At 53.7% G+C, this 16,737-nt stretch carries 17 protein-coding genes; 4 read left to right on the forward strand and 13 right to left on the reverse strand.

All coding sequences use genetic code 11. The features are described from left to right. Together BM035_RS14420 and BM035_RS14425 are read left to right on the forward strand one after the other, a co-directional pair. The coding region (locus BM035_RS14420) for an ATP-binding protein (protein WP_217646320.1) at positions 1–236 on the forward strand (236 nt) is incomplete at its 5' end. 116 nt (positions 237–352) lie between these two features. Then, the gene (locus BM035_RS14425) at positions 353–775 is read left to right on the forward strand and encodes a nucleoside deaminase (RefSeq protein WP_302848265.1); all 423 of its coding nucleotides are present in this window, start codon (positions 353–355) and stop codon (positions 773–775) included. Between the two features lie 122 nt (positions 776–897). Here the strand turns inward: BM035_RS14425 and BM035_RS14430 are convergent, their stop codons facing one another. From BM035_RS14430 to BM035_RS14490, 12 genes are all read right to left on the reverse strand, one after another. Beyond that, positions 898–1,389, reverse strand: coding sequence for an AAA family ATPase (locus tag BM035_RS14430; RefSeq protein WP_092032770.1), 492 nt, complete (start codon positions 1,387–1,389; stop codon positions 898–900). 101 nt (positions 1,390–1,490) lie between these two features. After that, positions 1,491–2,423 carry a hypothetical protein gene (locus tag BM035_RS14435; protein WP_139216051.1) on the reverse strand — a complete coding sequence of 311 codons (933 nt, stop codon included), beginning with the start codon at positions 2,421–2,423 and terminating at the stop codon, positions 1,491–1,493. A gap of 169 nt (positions 2,424–2,592) precedes the next feature. Next, positions 2,593–3,090, reverse strand: a complete 498-nt coding sequence (locus BM035_RS14445; RefSeq protein ID WP_092032778.1) for a hypothetical protein — start codon at positions 3,088–3,090, stop codon at positions 2,593–2,595. 94 nt (positions 3,091–3,184) lie between these two features. After that, positions 3,185–3,817, reverse strand: a complete 633-nt coding sequence (locus BM035_RS14450) for a hypothetical protein (protein ID WP_092032780.1) — start codon at positions 3,815–3,817, stop codon at positions 3,185–3,187. 77 nt (positions 3,818–3,894) lie between these two features. Then, positions 3,895–4,635: a hypothetical protein gene (locus tag BM035_RS14455; RefSeq protein ID WP_092032782.1), complete on the reverse strand. Its 741-nt coding sequence runs from the start codon at positions 4,633–4,635 to the stop codon at positions 3,895–3,897. Positions 4,636–4,661: 26 nt separating this feature from the next. Further along, on the reverse strand, positions 4,662–5,288 hold the full coding sequence (locus tag BM035_RS14460) for a hypothetical protein (RefSeq protein WP_092032785.1): 627 nt from the start codon (positions 5,286–5,288) through the stop codon (positions 4,662–4,664). 66 nt (positions 5,289–5,354) lie between these two features. Beyond that, positions 5,355–6,218, reverse strand: coding sequence for a hypothetical protein (locus BM035_RS14465; protein WP_092032787.1), 864 nt, complete (start codon positions 6,216–6,218; stop codon positions 5,355–5,357). Positions 6,219–6,500: 282 nt separating this feature from the next. Beyond that, positions 6,501–7,199, reverse strand: a complete 699-nt coding sequence (locus BM035_RS14470; protein WP_014576864.1) for a TSCPD domain-containing protein — start codon at positions 7,197–7,199, stop codon at positions 6,501–6,503. Between the two features lie 27 nt (positions 7,200–7,226). Next, positions 7,227–9,365: an adenosylcobalamin-dependent ribonucleoside-diphosphate reductase gene (locus tag BM035_RS14475; RefSeq protein ID WP_092032912.1), complete on the reverse strand. Its 2,139-nt coding sequence runs from the start codon at positions 9,363–9,365 to the stop codon at positions 7,227–7,229. 402 nt (positions 9,366–9,767) lie between these two features. Then, positions 9,768–10,562: an ABC transporter ATP-binding protein gene (locus BM035_RS14480; RefSeq protein WP_092032790.1), complete on the reverse strand. Its 795-nt coding sequence runs from the start codon at positions 10,560–10,562 to the stop codon at positions 9,768–9,770. Positions 10,563–10,571: 9 nt separating this feature from the next. Continuing rightward, a complete protein-coding gene (locus BM035_RS14485) occupies positions 10,572–11,474 on the reverse strand; it encodes an ABC transporter permease (RefSeq protein ID WP_008174269.1) in 903 nt (300 codons plus the stop codon). A 66-nt stretch (positions 11,475–11,540) separates the two neighbouring features. Beyond that, positions 11,541–12,515, reverse strand: coding sequence for an ABC transporter substrate-binding protein (locus BM035_RS14490; RefSeq protein WP_008174270.1), 975 nt, complete (start codon positions 12,513–12,515; stop codon positions 11,541–11,543). 241 nt (positions 12,516–12,756) lie between these two features. Between BM035_RS14490 and BM035_RS14495 the strand changes: the two genes are divergently transcribed. Together BM035_RS14495 and BM035_RS14500 are read left to right on the forward strand one after the other, a co-directional pair. Next, positions 12,757–14,424 carry an AMP-binding protein gene (locus tag BM035_RS14495; RefSeq protein WP_041645179.1) on the forward strand — a complete coding sequence of 556 codons (1,668 nt, stop codon included), beginning with the start codon at positions 12,757–12,759 and terminating at the stop codon, positions 14,422–14,424. Positions 14,425–14,555: 131 nt separating this feature from the next. Beyond that, the gene (locus tag BM035_RS14500; RefSeq protein ID WP_008174272.1) at positions 14,556–15,041 is read left to right on the forward strand and encodes a thioesterase domain-containing protein; all 486 of its coding nucleotides are present in this window, start codon (positions 14,556–14,558) and stop codon (positions 15,039–15,041) included. 5 nt (positions 15,042–15,046) lie between these two features. Here BM035_RS14500 and BM035_RS14505 read toward each other — a convergent pair whose 3' ends face one another. Then, positions 15,047–16,735, reverse strand: coding sequence for an ABC transporter permease (locus BM035_RS14505; RefSeq protein WP_008174273.1), 1,689 nt, complete (start codon positions 16,733–16,735; stop codon positions 15,047–15,049). Between the last annotated feature and the right edge of the window lie 2 nt (positions 16,736–16,737).

Genomic DNA, 16,737 nt, shown 5'->3' on the forward strand with positions numbered 1-16,737 from the left:
TGACGGCACAACAACGGCAAGACCTGATGGAAGTAATCGAAGACCGGCACGGGCGAGGCTCAACGCTCATCGCGAGCCAGTTACCAACCGAACACTGGCACGACTACATCGGCTCCGCCACGCTCGCCGACGCCATCCTGGATCGGCTCCTACACGGCGCTCACCGACTCAATCTGAAGGGGGAATCACTGCGAAAAGCGAAAACACAAAAACCGGAATCGGTTGACCCATCGTGACCGCTCAGAGTACAAAACTCACTCCAGCGTGATGGCCGTGTGCAAATCGGTCACGATCCCCGGAATGACCGGTCACGTTCGCCGGAATACGCACCTGTGGCGAAAGCGCCATTGATCTGGCTATTAGCAATGTAAAAGCCGGTGGTTTGCCGTTTTCCGCTGTGATCGTCAATCAAGATGGAGACGTTGTCGGCAAGGGGGTAAATCAGGTTGCCGACCATCTGGATTGTACCGCACACGCAGAAATACAGGCGATAAGGGACGCTTCACGGAATGAAAATAGCGTCTCTTTGAAAGGGGCGACGTTGATTGCTTCAGGAGAGCCTTGCGCTCTCTGTTACATGGCGATCCGTATGGCCGGCATTGGGCATGTCCGTATCTTGTTGGATCGCTATGAGGCGGCAGAAAACGGGTTCGATTATCGGTGGACTTACAGGTATTTGAACCCCAGCCTCATTAATGAGCTCGATGTTGTGACTTTGGTTAACGAAAGGAAGTTCCTCCCATTCCAGATGGCCAAAATGGGTCTGATTGATTGAGAGGAGCGGGTAATGGCGTGGCGGCTCAAACCAGAGCCGCCACGCTGGCATTTCCAGGTCTGTCTGGATAGAAACGGAGCGCCGACGCAGTTGGATCCTGCAGCAGTCACTCGTTATGCGGACTAGCCCGTAACAATCTGGAGGTTGAATGCCTCCGACTCTTCAGGCGGTTCAAAGTAACCCGTCACCATTCTAAAGACCTCCTCCGTGTCGAACTGTGCTCGTTCAGGTTGTTCTTTCTGTCGCTGTTTCAGCTGTTTTAAACAAACTTCATCGTCTACCGACAAATAGTACAGCTCATGAGGTATGCCGTGTTGCGAGTAGATATCCTTGAACCAGGCTCTTTGCTTGCGGGTGTTGCCAGGAAAGTCCAGGACCACAGAGGTGCCAGCCAAGAGCACTTGCTCGACGTGTGATTTCAGCACTGGCTTGAGCCGAGATGAGTAACGAATGTAATCATTGAAATCATTGATCTCGCCGGGGAACAGAGCGGCCAGCCATTCATCCTCTGAAATAAGCACGGCTCCTCGCTCGCGAGCGATTTTGCCAGACAACGTACTTTTGCCAGCTCCCATCTTCCCACAGAAGAATATCAACGTTCCGTACGAATTCATTGCTTAATCCTTGGGCATAACGCCAGCCATAACCTGAGGCAAAAAGCTGCAGAGCGAGGAACGAGCGGCGCAGCTTTTTGACGTCCGAGTTTATGGCATTGTTAGGCAATTCTTGGCTTAGGCCCTTTACCCAGAACTGCTTCCAATCTCACCTGGAGCCTAGTAGCCAACTCGCTCGAAGAGCCCCAATCAATACAGTTAAACTGCCTGATATCGAAGTGTAGTTTGTCCATGTCGCTTTTCTTGCACGTCCAAAATACCGGCAAGCCAATGCCCATGGCATACCCAGCTTCGAAATAGACACCACCACGATGCCCAGTAAAATCAGCCACGACAAACTTTGACGAATTAATTTGTCGGATGATTTCGTCATCTATTCGGTTGATATGTTCAACACGATCCATCCGCACGGGGTCATATCCCGCCTCCATAATTCCTATTTGAAATCCATCCGAGTAGATCTCATTTAAATCAGGTTGGAAGGACATTGCTACAAAGCCGGATGATGATCCAGAACCTTTACCTCTTAATTCGTCAAGATGAATATATCCACTTGGGAGAATTTCACATTCTCCTCCCATCGCCCGTGCTTCTGCCAACCCTTGTTCGCTGAGCATGCGGAGCAGGTAGCTTACATCTTGGGGGCTGGACGAATACGTAGCCGCAAGAAACCGAGGTTCATTTATGTTGAACGTGTCTCCTAAATTCCTTAACCCTTTTTCGGCTTCTAAGAGCAGCATTTCTGTTCGTTCTGCTACTGGTGGCACGGGAGTGGAGAGAATTGTTTTTAAACTATCTGATGTAATGAGAGGTATGGAGCCAAGAGTGTTTTGATTTCTCACCCATCCGGACAACACAGCGCGGCGTTCTTTACCCAGCCCTTGCCCCATAATTGAGAGGGCTGTTCCAGAAACTTTGAACTCCCCACATCTTGGACAATTTTGGTGAATTCCATCGAAACCACCAGATGGAATTGTCGTTGCAGTTTCAATACGACAAACTTCACATGTATCCTTGTCTTCATCTAGTGACACGTGAATCTCCTTTGCCTAACGCAGAGCGCACCGGCGGCCTGACAAGGCCGTCCGAGTGCCGCGCTTTGTTAAATTTATTTCGTGTCAGGTTTCGGCCGATCAGATTTAATAACTTCTTCATCTGTGCTTGGCTCATCAGGCCGCCCGCAGGCAATTCCGCAAATAGTGATCATTCGACAAACCCTCTAATGAGTGACAGGACCAAAAGGCCCGATAAAAGAAAGCCAGCTATAGCAAGCTCATTATAGGCATGGCGCAGATATAGTGCTTTCTCATCGATCTTAGGCGCCAACTTTTTTATGGGATCCATGTAGCATTTAATCATATGCTCAAACATAAGATCCGGCTCGCTTTTGAGCATGTAATCAATATTTTCTTGCTTTCTAGGAGCCACATTAACTGTCCCTATTTTCAGTGAAAGCAGTGCATGTCCCCATGAAACAATCAAGGTAAATACTGCCAGAATGGAAACTACCAGTATCGCCCAGCCAAGAAGGCCGACTGGATTAAAAATTGCGCTTTCGAAAAATGCAAAAAAACCCGTAATGATTGTTATCAACATTGTCACGAACGTCATAAGCCGCCCACACTTGCTTTCGATGTGGTCAAAGCGTTGTTGCTCTTCCTGGTAACGCTCTTTCGCGTACTGTACAACTTCTGGTTTCATAGTAATTTAACGCCCCTAGCATGCACGGCTTTGAAGTGGAGGCGACGCCGCAACGGAAAAGACGTCGCCGTGCCTGCGATTGCTAGAGCCCCGATCAACCAAACTGCCCAGCAGTAAATTGATAATCATAATTTAATCTCTCTCGACAGACTGCACGATGGTAATTGTCCAGTGCAGTACAGGTTCTGTAAGACAGCACATACGTTATTTTTTGGAGAGCTGAGACATAATTATGGTGATAGGGATAGCTCTCAACGGCCTTTAGTCCGGCGAGAATTGGGTAGAATGCAGACCATAGCTCGAAAATTTGTGGGTAATGCTCATTTAGGTCGTCCGCTTTTGCTTCGACTATTTCATCTACTGTTGAGACTCGACGATACTCATCGGTAATAACTTTCTTGAGCGTCATACCCGAAAATTCTTCACGTAAAAGAACATCATCAAGCCGAGCCAGTATCAAATTAATATCAGACCTACTCTCACTGATCAGTGCCTGATCAAAATGATGAGCATTAATCTGTCGCTGTAGAAATACCTGATTGGCCAAAACCAAAAGAGTAAGAGCGGAAAGAGTCGGAGCGTATATGCCAGCCATCGCACTTCCAAGCTCCGTCCAGCGTGCGTGATCACTAGTGATGTGAAAGCCGAACTTTGAAATATAGACAGCTACAGGTGCAATTAAAATTGCTACCAGCACCGCTGAAATCAACTGCTTGGCCTTCGACATATTTGATTCCTAGGCTAGCCTGCTTCGGACGTAAGCAACAGGTGTGCGACGTCGGGAGGATCGATTGCCTGAAATTGTTAGGGTTGAGGAGGCTCATTCGCAAACCTAGCCTCCAGAATGGTTCCGATCAGCCATACCAGTGCAGCAGGGATGATCCAGAAAAGCAGCACATTAAAAGCTACCAACGGTTCAGGCACTAACACCAATATGATACCTAGGGCCAATTCGAATAAAAGAATAAAAAAAGCATTGCCATGTTCACGAAGATGTTTGTAAGACTCAATATATTGTCGCGTTTCTTCTGTGTTACGGCTCCTCGCTTCAGTTAGTTGTCTGTAATAAGTATGGGCTTTTTCTCCATTTTTTAGGAGAGATAATCCAAATGGTACGAGCTGTAGAGCCATGAGGAGAGCGAATAAAATGGTCGCCCAAAAAAAAGGCATATAAAGCTCTGAACAAAAGGTATAAACAGCGACTGCAACTACCCCGATAACTGAGAGTGCGCCAAAAAATACCCTATTGAACAACTTGGTGTCGTGAGTTAAAAACGCGCCTCGTGCTGCGTGAAGAACGAGAATTGGCGCACTCGAGATGTAGCAGTACGCCAAGCCCATGGCTGCGAGAAGAAATAGGTGTTGCACACCGAGCTTTGACAGATCAGTGACGCCGGGGATGATGAGGTTTTGAAGGCTGGAAGATTCCGACGCATTCAGAAAAAGAATGATTGCGCCACCAACGACTGTTCCTACGAAGTAACGTACAAAATAGAACTCCCACCACCTATTGTTACCACCCGACTTCTCTCCGCTATCAGACATGCTCAGATAACTCCTTAATTACAACTTTAACGCCAATGTTCAGCGGCCGGTTTGGAGTGCAACGTAAAACCAGTCCGGTGGAGGCCCGCCAGGGCCGGAACGAACTGAAAGTATTTGTTAGGAATTTTGCCTTGCTGAATGAGGCATTTCGTAAGCTTCGCCCAATCACCTGCATACCGAACAAATCCGACTAGAAGTGCATCAAAGGCTTCTGCATCCTCTCGACTAAATAACTGAAGGAACGTAATGGCATTCTCGTCGTAGTGATAGCTCAATTTATTTCGATACTCTGAGTAGCGTTGTATGCTATCAACCTTGTGTTTTGCCCCCAGTGTTTTGAGGTATTCCTCCAAACGATCGGCCCCAATGTCTTTGCTCTTCGCAATATCTTTAAGGAGCGTTCTTCCAGGGCCGAAATACCACCGCTGTGCTTCAAACAACTTTGAAACGATATTTCCTAGAATCAACAGCCTGGCGAGGCCTTCAACGTTGCATTCGTCAAGCGCCACTACTTGACGGCAAATGTCACAATGAATGATTGCGGCCATTGCCCAAGCTTTCTTTTGTTCACCAGGAACATTTGAAAAACTGGGGTCGTCCACAGCATCAAAGGCTTTCTGTGCGCTCTTTGATGCCCCGCTGAGGGCCTTCATGTTTCTAGAATCTTGAATCATGTATTCCTAACGCCCGCAGCAAGATCAGTCCCGTTGATGCGATGGTTAAGCATCTTCTTGGCCTATGACTTCATCGTAGTTTAAAGGAAGACGTTCAAGTATTTCCGGAAGTTGATTTACAAAGAAAAACCTCTTTTGAAAGAATTCAAAGTCGTCTCTAGGGTTCGATAGAGCTTTCTTCACTTGGGTTCTTGCCCATTTTATTCCGTGCTTAGAAACCTCAGGGTTTTGCAGAACTCGGCTGGTGAGGTGCTCGATTCTTTTCTTTTTTGCTTTCCCCCTGCAATAGTCGTTGTAATAACGTTTGAACGCAGAGGCAAAAAGAGCCCTGGCACCTAAGAACCTGAACTTATCTCCCTCATCTCCTATTTTGTTATTCATAGCATCCATTGCTCTGTCCCCGTCTTGGCTATCGAACAGCTCAGAGTAGAAGCTGCCAAACGCCTCCTTTAGCTGTCCCGCATTCAGTTCGTTTTCTGTACCGACCACGGCAAAAAATGGAGCGGCATCTACTTGCAGTGCAGTGCCAATGAGGTAAGCGCCGTTACATGCACCAACGACAACCAAGAGATTGAGCCGTGTTGCCAAATTGAGCTTTATCAGAGCCGATCTAAGCTCTTCCCAAGAGAGAGAGCTTCCGTCAGCCATAGTCAAGCCTTCGGGACTGCCATGGCATTCAATGTGAAGTACCGGGACGATAGAATCCTCGACAACCTCTTTCCTGAGGTTTCCCAAACATTCTAGAAACTCTTGAGCATTCTCCACTTGAATCAATTCAGCGGAAAGCTGAGGAAACCGAGTGCCGATATGCATTAGCTGGTCATCGAACAAGCTCTTACCTGTTTTCATCTCTCCTTCAGGGAGAGATTCGACAACCACAACTTTATTAAACAACGCTCCCGCTTTCATTCCCCCAACCCTTGGTGCTTAACATTTGTATAGTGGTCGCGATGATCATATTCCCCGACCAAATATCTGCTCTGACCACTTCCGACTCTAACCAAAAGTGCCTCAGATTCAATGTCCTGAATTCCAAGCCTTTCCCGGAGCTTCGATAAAAACGATCATCACGACCGCTTTTCCTAATATCACCGATTTTTCGATCAAACCGATCACTTTTCCGGCCCACCAAACAAAAAGGCCCGAAGTTTTCACTCCAGGCCTTCTCGTCACTTAGCGCAGTTAATCACCTCAACCGCACTTGCTATCGCCGCAGGAGAGGCAGGTCGCACAACCGTCCATCACGATGACCGCCTTGGTGCTGCACTTGCCACACATGGTGGCGTTCGGCGGGAAGTCGCTGGCCTTTTCATCGTTCGTAGCCGTGCTGTGGCTGGCTTCGAACTCGGCGCGTTTTTCGGCGAGGATGCGCTTGGTGGTTTCGCTCATTTCCTCGCTTTCCAGCAGGCCGATGGCCTTCAGGTGCTTCTCGATCACGGCGCCGATTTCAGCCACCAGGGACGGCATGAACACGCCGCCTTTCTTGAAGTAGCCGCCGTTGGGGTCGTACACGCTGCGCAGCTCTTCCACCAGGAAGGTTACGTCGCCACCCTTGCGGAATACCGCAGAGATAACGCGGGTGAGGGCGATAACCCACTGGAAGTGTTCCATCGACTTGGAGTTGATGAACACTTCGTACGGCTGCCGGCTCTCGTGGTCGGTGCCTTCGTTGAGCAGGATGTCGTTGATGGTGATGTACATCGCGTGCTCGGCCACCGGCGGCTTGATCTTGTAGGTGGTGCCCAGCAGGAAGTCCGGCCGTTCGATGTATTCGTTCATCTGAACGGGCTTGGTTTCTGCGTGCACCGGTGCCTGATGTTCGGCGGCTGCTTCAGGGTCGGCCTTCTTTACGCGGTAGCCGACGATTTTGTTGCTGATTTTAACTGTCATGTTCGTTGTCCTGTGTCGGTTCCCGGATCAGTACTTGCCGTAGGTGCCTTCTTTAAGCGCGTCAAACAGGTTGGCGGCGTTGTGGATTTCGCCGTCGTACTCTACCTGCTCGTTGCCCTTGAGAGTGACCTTGCTGCCATCGTCCAGGGTGAACTCGTACATTGTGTTCTCGAGGTCTTTTTCCTTAACCAGTACGCCCTGGAAGGCTTCCGGGTTGAAGCGGAAAGTGGTGCAACCCTTCAGGCCCTTATCGTAGGCGTAGAGGTAAATGTCCTTGAAGTCCTGGTAAGCGAAGTCTGTCGGAACGTTCGCGGTTTTGGAAATCGAGGAATCTACCCACTTCTGGGCGGCGGCCTGGATGTCCACGTGCTGCGACGGTGTTACGTCGTCGGAGGTGGTGAAGTAGGCCGGCAGCTTCTTGTCCTCATCATCGGAGAACGGCATGGCGCCCGGGTTTACCATATGGCGGTATGCCAGCAGCTCGAAGGAGAATACGTCGACTTTCTCTTTGGTCTTCCGGCCTTCGCGGATGATGTTGCGCGCGTAGTGGTGCGAGAAGCTCGGCTCAATGCCGTTACTGGCGTTGTTGGCCAGTGACAGGCTGATGGTGCCGGTCGGTGCGATGGACGTATGGTGGGTAAAGCGACCGCCTTTCTCGGCCAGTTCTTCCACCAGCTTCGGCTCTACCTTGGCAATCTCCTGCATGTACTTGCTGTACTTGGCGTGCAGGATGCGGCCTTTCACCTTGTCGCCCAGTTTGTAGCCGTCTTCAGATAGCTGCGGGCACTTGGTGAGCATTTTCGGGGTAATCTCGAACTCATCGTCCATGATCGGCGCAACGCCTTTTTCCTCGGCCAGGGCGAGGGACTGGCGCCAGCCTTCAACGGCCATCTCACGAACGACTTCTTCGGTGAACTGTACGGATTCTGCAGAACCGTAAGGCATGCGCAGCATGGCGAGGGTGGAGCCCAGGCCGAGGATGCCCATACCGTGGCGGCGCTTGTAGGTGATTTCGTGGCGCTGCTCGGCCAGCGGCAGGCCGTTGATCTCAACCACGTTGTCCAGCATCCGGGTGAAGATGGCCACAACCTTGCGGTACTTCTCGTAGTTAAAGCTGGCCTTGTCGGTGAACGGGTAGTCCACGAACATGGTCAGGTTTACAGAACCAAGCAGGCAGCTGCCGTACGGGGGCAGGGGCTGCTCACCGCAGGGGTTGGTGGCGCGGATGTCTTCGCAGAACCAGTTGTTGTTCATCTGGTTGACCTTGTCGATCAGGATGAATCCCGGCTCGGCGTAGTCGTAGGTGCTGGTCATGATGGTGTCCCAGATGAACTGGGCTTTCAGGGTGCGGTAGATGCGGCAGGCAACCTTGCCTTCCCCGTTCACCACGTAGCCTTTCTGTTCGGGGAAATCACGGTATACGAACTGGCTCTCGTCGCTCAGGTCCAGCTTTTCGTCTTCCACTTCCTTCTGGGTAACAGGGAAGGAGAGGTGCCAGTCGTCGCCGTTGCGTACGGCTTCGATGAAGTCTTCGGTGATCAGCAGCGAAAGGTTGAACTGGCGCAGGCGACCGTCTTCACGCTTGGCCTGGATGAAATCGATCACGTCCGGATGGTGCACATCGAAGGTGGCCATCTGGGCGCCACGGCGGCCACCGGCAGAGGACACGGTAAAGCACATGCGATCGAAGATATCCATGAACGACAGCGGGCCGGAGGTGGTTGCCCCGGCGCCGGCCACATACGCGCCTTTCGGGCGCAGGGTGGAGAATTCATAACCGATACCACAACCTGCCTTGAGGGTAAGGCCGGCTTCGTGGTTCTTTTCCAGGATGTCGTTCATGGAGTCCTGAACGGTGCCGGAAACGGTGCAGTTAATGGTGGAGGTTGCCGGCTTGTGTGCTTCGGCACCCGCATTGGAGGTAATCCGGCCGGCGGGAATGGCGCCGTTCTGCAGGGCCCAGATGAAGTTCTTCATGTGCTGGGTGCGTACGGATTTGTTTTCCACCTCGGCAAGGGCTTTGGCAACACGTTCGTAGGTTGCGTTGATGTCCTTGTCTACGGGCTCGCCGGTCTTGGTCTTCAGCTGATATTTGCTGTGCCAGATGTCGATCGAGGCTTCCTGCATCGGGATTGTCGTTACCACTGCCTGTGCCTTAGCGTTCATTTCCACCCTCTGTCTTCCGGTATGTCTTCTTTTGATGGCGCCAGTCCTTATACCGGCGGCGCCATACCCCTTGAGAATCGTCTGATTGGCCTTGGGCCTGTTTTCTTTTTAACCACTATATATGGGCTGAATCTGAAACGAGTATAACAGGATATAGTGTTCTGTGAATAAGAACGCAACTATTGATAGACGCTTCGGGGCAAAGAAAATCAATCAAAACCGACTTGAATCCGGGAAATTTTTTCTAAAACAGCGGTTTGGGGCTAAAGGTTCAAAACCACTACATGTTGTGGTTTTGTGAGGATGTGGTGTCAATAGCGAATTGTGCGATTCCGGTCGAAAAGTGACAAAAACAAGCGGGCCCGGAGGGGAAACGGGGGCCAGTCTGGCCCCGTTTTTTTATCAGCCCAGCAACAGGCTGTCGTCGTCCACTTCCAGCCCACGCTGCTTTTCAAACAGCCCGAGCAGATCCTTCACTTCCAGACCTTCCCGATCTTTGCCTGCGATATCGAATACCACCTGGCCCTGGTGCAGCATTACCGTGCGGCTGCCGACTTCCAGTGCCTGCTTCATGCTGTGGGTTACCATCAGTGCCGTGAGCTTCTGCTCTTCGATGATCTTGGTGGTGAGTTCCAGCACGAATGCAGCGGTTTTCGGGTCCAGCGCGGCCGTGTGTTCGTCCAGCAGCAGGATGCTCGAGGGCGTTAGGCTCGCCATCAGCAGGCTCACGGCCTGGCGCTGACCCCCGGAGAGCAGGCCCATCTTGTCGCCAAGACGTTTTTCCAGGCCCAGATTCAGGGACGAAAGGCTGTCCCTGAATTTTTCCATGTACTGCTTCTTCACGGCGCTGGTGAGGCCGCGGCGTTGGCCACGTTTGATGGCCAGGGCGAGGTTTTCCTCGATGCTGAGGCCCTCGCAGGTACCGGCCAGTGGGTCCTGGAATACCCGGGCAACACGGCCGGCCCGTTTGTGGGTCGGCAGTTTGGTGACGTCCAGGTTGTCCACGATGATCTGGCCGCTGTCTACCAGCACTTCGCCGGCGAGGGCATTCAGAAAGGTGGATTTGCCGGCGCCGTTGCTGCCTATCACGGTGACGAACTCACCCTGGTTAACGGTCAGGCTCATACCCCGAAGGGCCGGGTTTTCCAGCGGTGTGCCCCTGCCAAAGGTAAGCCGGAGATCGGTTGCACTGATCATGTCGCCTCCTTAGGCCTTGCTACGGGAAAGTTTGCCGGCAATGGATGAACGTACGCCGGGCAAAACGATGGCCAGGGTAACCAGAACCGCGGTAATCAGGTTCAGATCCTGGGCCTGCAGTCCCAGGAAATCCGCATTCAGAGCGAAGGCAATGGCCAGTCGGTAGATGATTGCGCCCACCACGCACGCGATGAGCGCGCGTACCACGGTCGAGGGAGTCACCACGGCTTCACCGCCAATCAGGGAGGCAAGGCCAATGACGATCACCCCTACGCCCATGGTGACATCGGCTGCACCCTGGCTCTGGGCAAAGAGCGCACCGGCAAGCCCGACAAGGCCGTTGGAAACGGCAACGCCGAGAACAATCATGGCGCCGGTGGCGATGCCCTGTGCCCGGGCCATTCTGGCGTTGGCGCCAGTGGCTCGCATGGCCAGACCGGTTTCGGATTTCATGAAACGCCACAGCAGGATAAGGGCAACAAAGACCACAATAACGAACAGAAGCACCGGTACCTGATGGTAGGCCAGATCCAGGTCGTACCAGGGCGTCAGCACGGTTTCTTCGGTCAGCAGGGCCACGTTCGGGCGGCCCATGATGCGCAGGTTGACTGAATAGAGCGCAATCATGGTCAGGATCGAGGCAAGCAGATTAAGAATGTTGAGTTTCACATTCAGCAGTGCTGTTACCGCGCCTGCGGCCATGCCGGCCATGACGGCACAGCCTGTGGCTAACCACGGGTTCCAGCCTTCAATGATCAGTACGGCGGCAACGGCAGCACCGAGGGGAAAGCTGCCATCTACAGTGAGATCCGGGAAATCCAGCACCCGGAAGGAGAGGTAGATGCCGAAGGCGACCAGGCCGTAGATCAGTCCGGTCTCAATGGCACCATAAAGAGCGATGTTACTCAGCATGGTCGGGTATCACCAATGATAAAACGGGCAGCCCCTCGTGAGGGCCGCCCGTTGGGTTCAGGGGGATTACTTGGCGCTGTCGATCACTTTCTTCGCGTCTGCGATCACATCATCTGACAGGGTGATGCCCATGCGCTCTGCGGCGGCCGGGTTCACGAACAGGTCCAGCTTCTCCATGGTTTCAACCGCCATTTCGCCGGGTTTCTCGCCATTCAATACCCGGGCAACCATCACGCCGGTCTGGCGGCCATGGTCGTAGTAATCAAACCCGAGTGCTGCAACGGCACCGCGCTCAACGGTAGCGGTGTCCGCCGCGAATACCGGAATACTGGCGCGTTCACCAACAGAGATAACGGCTTCGGCAGCACTGATCACGGTATTGTCTGTGGTCAGGTAGATGGCGTCTGCTTTACCCACCAGGGAGCGGGCCGCGCCCAGAACCTCGGAAGTTTTGGTGGCAGCGCCTTTTACCAGTTCAAGACCACGCGCCGCGAGGCGCTCTTCGAGCAGTTCCACCAGGGAAACGGCATTGGCTTCGCCCGGGTTGTACACCGTGCCAATGCGTTTGGCATCGGGCATTACGCGCTGCAGCATGTCCAGGTGTTTGTCGATGGGCAGCATGTCGCTTACGCCGGTAATGTTTGCGCCAGGCGCCTCCAGATTGCTTACCAGCTTGGCACCAAGCGGGTCGGTCACAGCGGAGAAAATCACCGGTGTATTGCGGGCCGCAGCGGCAACGGTTTGCGCGGAAGGCGTTGCAATCGCCACGATCACGTCGGGACTCTCACCAACGAATTTGCGGGCAATCTGGGAAGCAATGGCAGAGTTGCCCTGGGCACTTTCGTGCATCACTTCGAGGTTGTCGCCCTCTTTGAAGCCGCGCTCGGCGAGTTCATCTTTTATGCCCTGGTAGACGGCGTCCAGTGCCGGGTGTTCCACAATCTGTGTGATGGCTACAACGCGGGGTTCCTGTGCCTGAACAAGTGTTGCCAGCGCCAGCAGGGTGGCACCGAACAGGGTGCGCAGGGTTGTCTTGGCCATATGCCCATCTCCGGGTAGGTTAACTGATATGTTGCGAATCTGAAGGGGCGGAAGTTTACCACAGGCAAGGGGTTCAAGGGGTAGGGGATGTTGCCGGTGGCGGCGTTTGGGTTGCAATAGATGCAGTTGGAAATTATTTTGCTTGTGTCACGTTTTGACCGCTCATACTATGTTGAAATACCCTACGAAAGTCTAATAATAAGTCATCTATAACTCGAATAACGAACTGCAAGGAAGGTCCATGGACACAACAAACAAGCTTCCCCTGGATATGGTTTATCACTGGGAGAAGGCCAAGGCGAACTCCGTTTACATGACCCAGCCCATTGGCGACGGCAAAACCGTCGACTACACCTGGGGTCGGGCGGTGGATGAGGCGCGGCGCATGGCGTCTTACCTCAAATCGCTGAACCTCCCTGAGAAGAGCCGCATCGGCCTGATCTCCAAGAACTGCGCCCACTGGATCATGACCGACTGGGCCATCTGGATGGCCGGTCACATTTCCGTTCCGCTGTATCCCACCCTGAATGCCGACACCGTTAACTACATCCTGAACCACGCCGAGTGCGAGGTGGTGTTTGTCGGCAAGCTGGACGATTGGGACATGATGAAACCGGGCGTGCCGGAATCCGTGCGTTGCATCTCCTTCCCGCTGAGCCCTCCCAATGATTTCGAAACCTGGGACGATATTGTCGCCAAGTATCCGCCTCTGGAAGAAAACGTTCAGCGTGATGCCGACGAACTGGCCACCATCGTTTACACCTCCGGTAGCACCGGGAAACCCAAGGGCGTCATGCTCAGCTTTTACAATATGGCCTATGCGGCAGAGGGGGGCATGGAGGTACTCGGCGTGAGCTCCGAGGAGCGCATGTTGTCGTACCTGCCGCTGGCTCACGTATTCGAACGCACCTTTGTTGAGCTGGCATCGCTGTATGCCGGCTTCCATCTGTATTTTGCGGAATCTCTGGATACTTTCGTGCAGGATTTGCAGCGTGCCCAGCCAACTCTGTTCCTCTCGGTACCGCGCCTGTGGGTGAAATTCCAGCACGGTGTGCTTCAGAAGCTGCCGAAAAAGAAGCTGGACCGGCTGCTGAAGATTCCGGTGGTCAACAAACTGATCAAGAAGAAAATCCTGAAGGGTCTGGGCCTGGACAAGGTCAAGCTGGCAGGCAGTGGCTCGGCCCCCCTGGCGAGCGACGTTCTGGACTGGTACCGCAACCTTGGTCTCGAGTTGCTTGAGGGCTATGGCATGTCTGAAAACTTTGCCTACTCCCACATGAGCAAGCCAGGGCGCTCAAGAACCGGTTACGTCGGTGAGTCCGCGCCGGGGGTTGAAACCCGCATCAGCCCGGAGGGAGAGATCCAGATCAAGAGCCCGGCCACCATGATGGGCTACTACAAGGACGAAGAGAAAACCCGGGAGACCTTCACCGAGGATGGCTTCCTGAAGACTGGCGACAAGGGTGAAATTGATGAGATGGGCCGGCTCAAGATCACCGGTCGCATCAAGGAAATCTTCAAGACCAGCAAGGGCAAGTATATTGCGCCTGCACCCATTGAGAACCGTCTGATGTCCCACGATGCCATCGAGATGGTGTGTGTCTCCGGTGCCAATCAGACCCAGCCCCACGCGCTGGTGATGCTGGCCGAGGAGTCCCGGCCGAAAATGGCGGATGAAGCCTTCCGTAAGGAAATCGAAGAGAGCTTCAAGAAGCTGATTGCCGATGTGAACAAGACCGTGGATCCCCACGAACAGCTGGCGTTTATCACCGTAATGAGCGACGAGTGGTCGATCGAGAACAGCTTCCTCACGCCGACCATGAAGCTCAAGCGCAATGTGGTTGAGGATGCGTATCAGGAGCAAGTGGAGAACTGGTATGCACAGCGTCAGCCGGTTATCTGGCAGTAAAACGCCCGATTCAAAATGAAGATGTTATGGCCCGGCTCTGCCGGGCTTTTTTGTGCCGGAAAAAACCGACGTAAGTCGCATAGGGAAAAGGAGTAAGCGGGCCTAAACTGGATGAATATCAGGAGGATGTTATGAGCCAGTTGTCCCTTTTCCAGAAGCGTATCCAGGACGAAATTCCCCTTTCCCGGGCGTTGGGGATTCAATTGCATTCCTGGGATGGCCATTCGCTGCTGCTCAGTGCGCCGCTGGAACCCAACAAGAACCACCAGGGTACGGGGTTCGGAGGCAGCGTGTACTCTGCGGCGGTTACTGCGGCCTGGGGCCTGACTGAATTGGCACTATGGGATCTTGGCTTAAAGGGCAATGTGGTGGTGCAGAGCGGGAATATCGACTACCTCGAGCCCGTGTCTTCCGATTTCTATGTGATCTGCCGCCTGCCCGGTGAGGAGGTACCGGAACGTTTTCGCAAGAGTCTGGCCCGGCATGGCAAGGGTCGGCTGGATCTGACGGCAGAGGTTTTTTGCGGCGAACCAAACACAATGCCTGAGGGGGATCCTGTGGCGGTTTTCCAGGGGCGGTTCGTGGTTCAGGATGTGAAATCCCGGGTAACGTTCTGAGCTGGTCAGGCAATTGACCGGCTGTTGGAGATTGAGCGGCTCATCAGAATAATCGGAATGATGCCAGCCAGAACAATAATCAGGGCGGGCAGGGCGCTGTGGTACAGGCGCTCGTCAGAGGCGAACTGGTACACGTAGGTCGCCAGTGTCTCGAAGTTGAACGGCCTGAGTATCAGGGTGGCCGGCAATTCCTTCATGCAATCGACGAAAACCACCAGGGCCGCTGTTACCAATGTGCCTCGCAACATTGGCAAGTGAACCCTGACCAGGGTGTTGCCCGGGGTGTGGCCCAGAGAGCGGGACGCCATGTCCATGCTCGGGGTAATCTTCTGCAACGCACTCTCCACGCTACCGGCCGAAACGGCAAGGAATCGCACGGTGTAGGCAAACACCAGGGCGAAGGCCGAGCCACTCAGTAACAGGCCCGTGCTGATTCCGAATACGTCCCGCATCAGGCTATCCAGCCAGTTGTCAAAACCTGCCAGGGGCACAATCACACCAACAGCCAGCACGGCGCCGGGCATGGCATAGCCCAGGCTGGAAAGGCGCATCAGTACCTGCATCTTGCGGGTGTTGTGCAGTCGGCGGCTGTAGGCGAGCGTGACACCAATCAGCAGAGTGGTGAGGGCTGCCGTGCCAGAGAGGAAAAGGCTGTTGAAGGTGTTTCGGACAAAATCCGGGTTCCAGCTTTCACCGAAGTATTCCCACGCATAGAGCCCGAGGGTTGCACCGGGAATCACGAAACCGAACAGAACCGGTAAGGCGCAAACCGCTACGCAAATCATCTGGCGCGGGAAGGACATGGTGAAGCGCTGGATCGGCTCACGGTTGTCCCGCGCTGCGAACTGTTGCTGGCGTCTGCGGGAATACCGTTCCAGGGTAACCAGGATCACCACGAAGATCAGCATTGTGGTGGCTATTTGAGCTGCCCCGCCGAGGTTGCCGAGGTTCATCCAGGTATCAAACAGGCCAGCGGTCAGGGTCTGGACGGCAAAGAAGTCCACGGTACCAAAATCGTTCAGGGTTTCCATCAGCACCAGGGAAAGGCCGACGGCTACCGCCGGTCGGGCGATGGGCAGAACCACCCTGAAGAACGTGCTCAGCGCGGAGTGGCCGAGACTGCGGCTGACCGCGAACAGAGACGGGGACTGTTCCAGAAAGGCGGCGCGGGCCAGAAGGTAAACGTAGGGATACAAGACCAGCCCGATCATCAGCGTGGCGCCTTCGAGGCTGCGAATTTCCGGGAACCAGTAGTCTGCGGCACTGCTCCAGCCGAACAGGTCTCTCAAGGCACCCTGAACGGGGCCAGCGTAGTCCAGGAGACTTGTGTACACATAGGCAATAACGTAGGCGGGCACTGCAAATGGTAGCAGCATCGCCCACTCAAAGAATTTGCGGCCCGGGAACTCGCACATGGTGACCGCCCAGGCCGACGCAAGGCCTATAACCAGGGTAAGGGCGCCCACCCCAATCATCAGTTTGAGCGTGGTTGTCAGGTACCGGGGAAGGGTGGTTTCGATCAGGTGTGGCCAGATGTTCTCTTCGGGAAAAAACGCCAGAAAAATAACGGAGAGAACCGGAAGGGCGACGATGGCGGTGGTCAGTAGTGCGCTGATCATCCATTTTGGAGAGGTACGCTTAGCCAGCAGGGGCTGGGATAGCCCTGGATTAACGCTGGTTGCGGCCTCGCTCATAG

Source organism: Marinobacter sp. DSM 26671, assembly GCF_900112835.1.
In the GTDB taxonomy this organism is placed as follows: domain Bacteria; phylum Pseudomonadota; class Gammaproteobacteria; order Pseudomonadales; family Oleiphilaceae; genus Marinobacter; species Marinobacter flavimaris.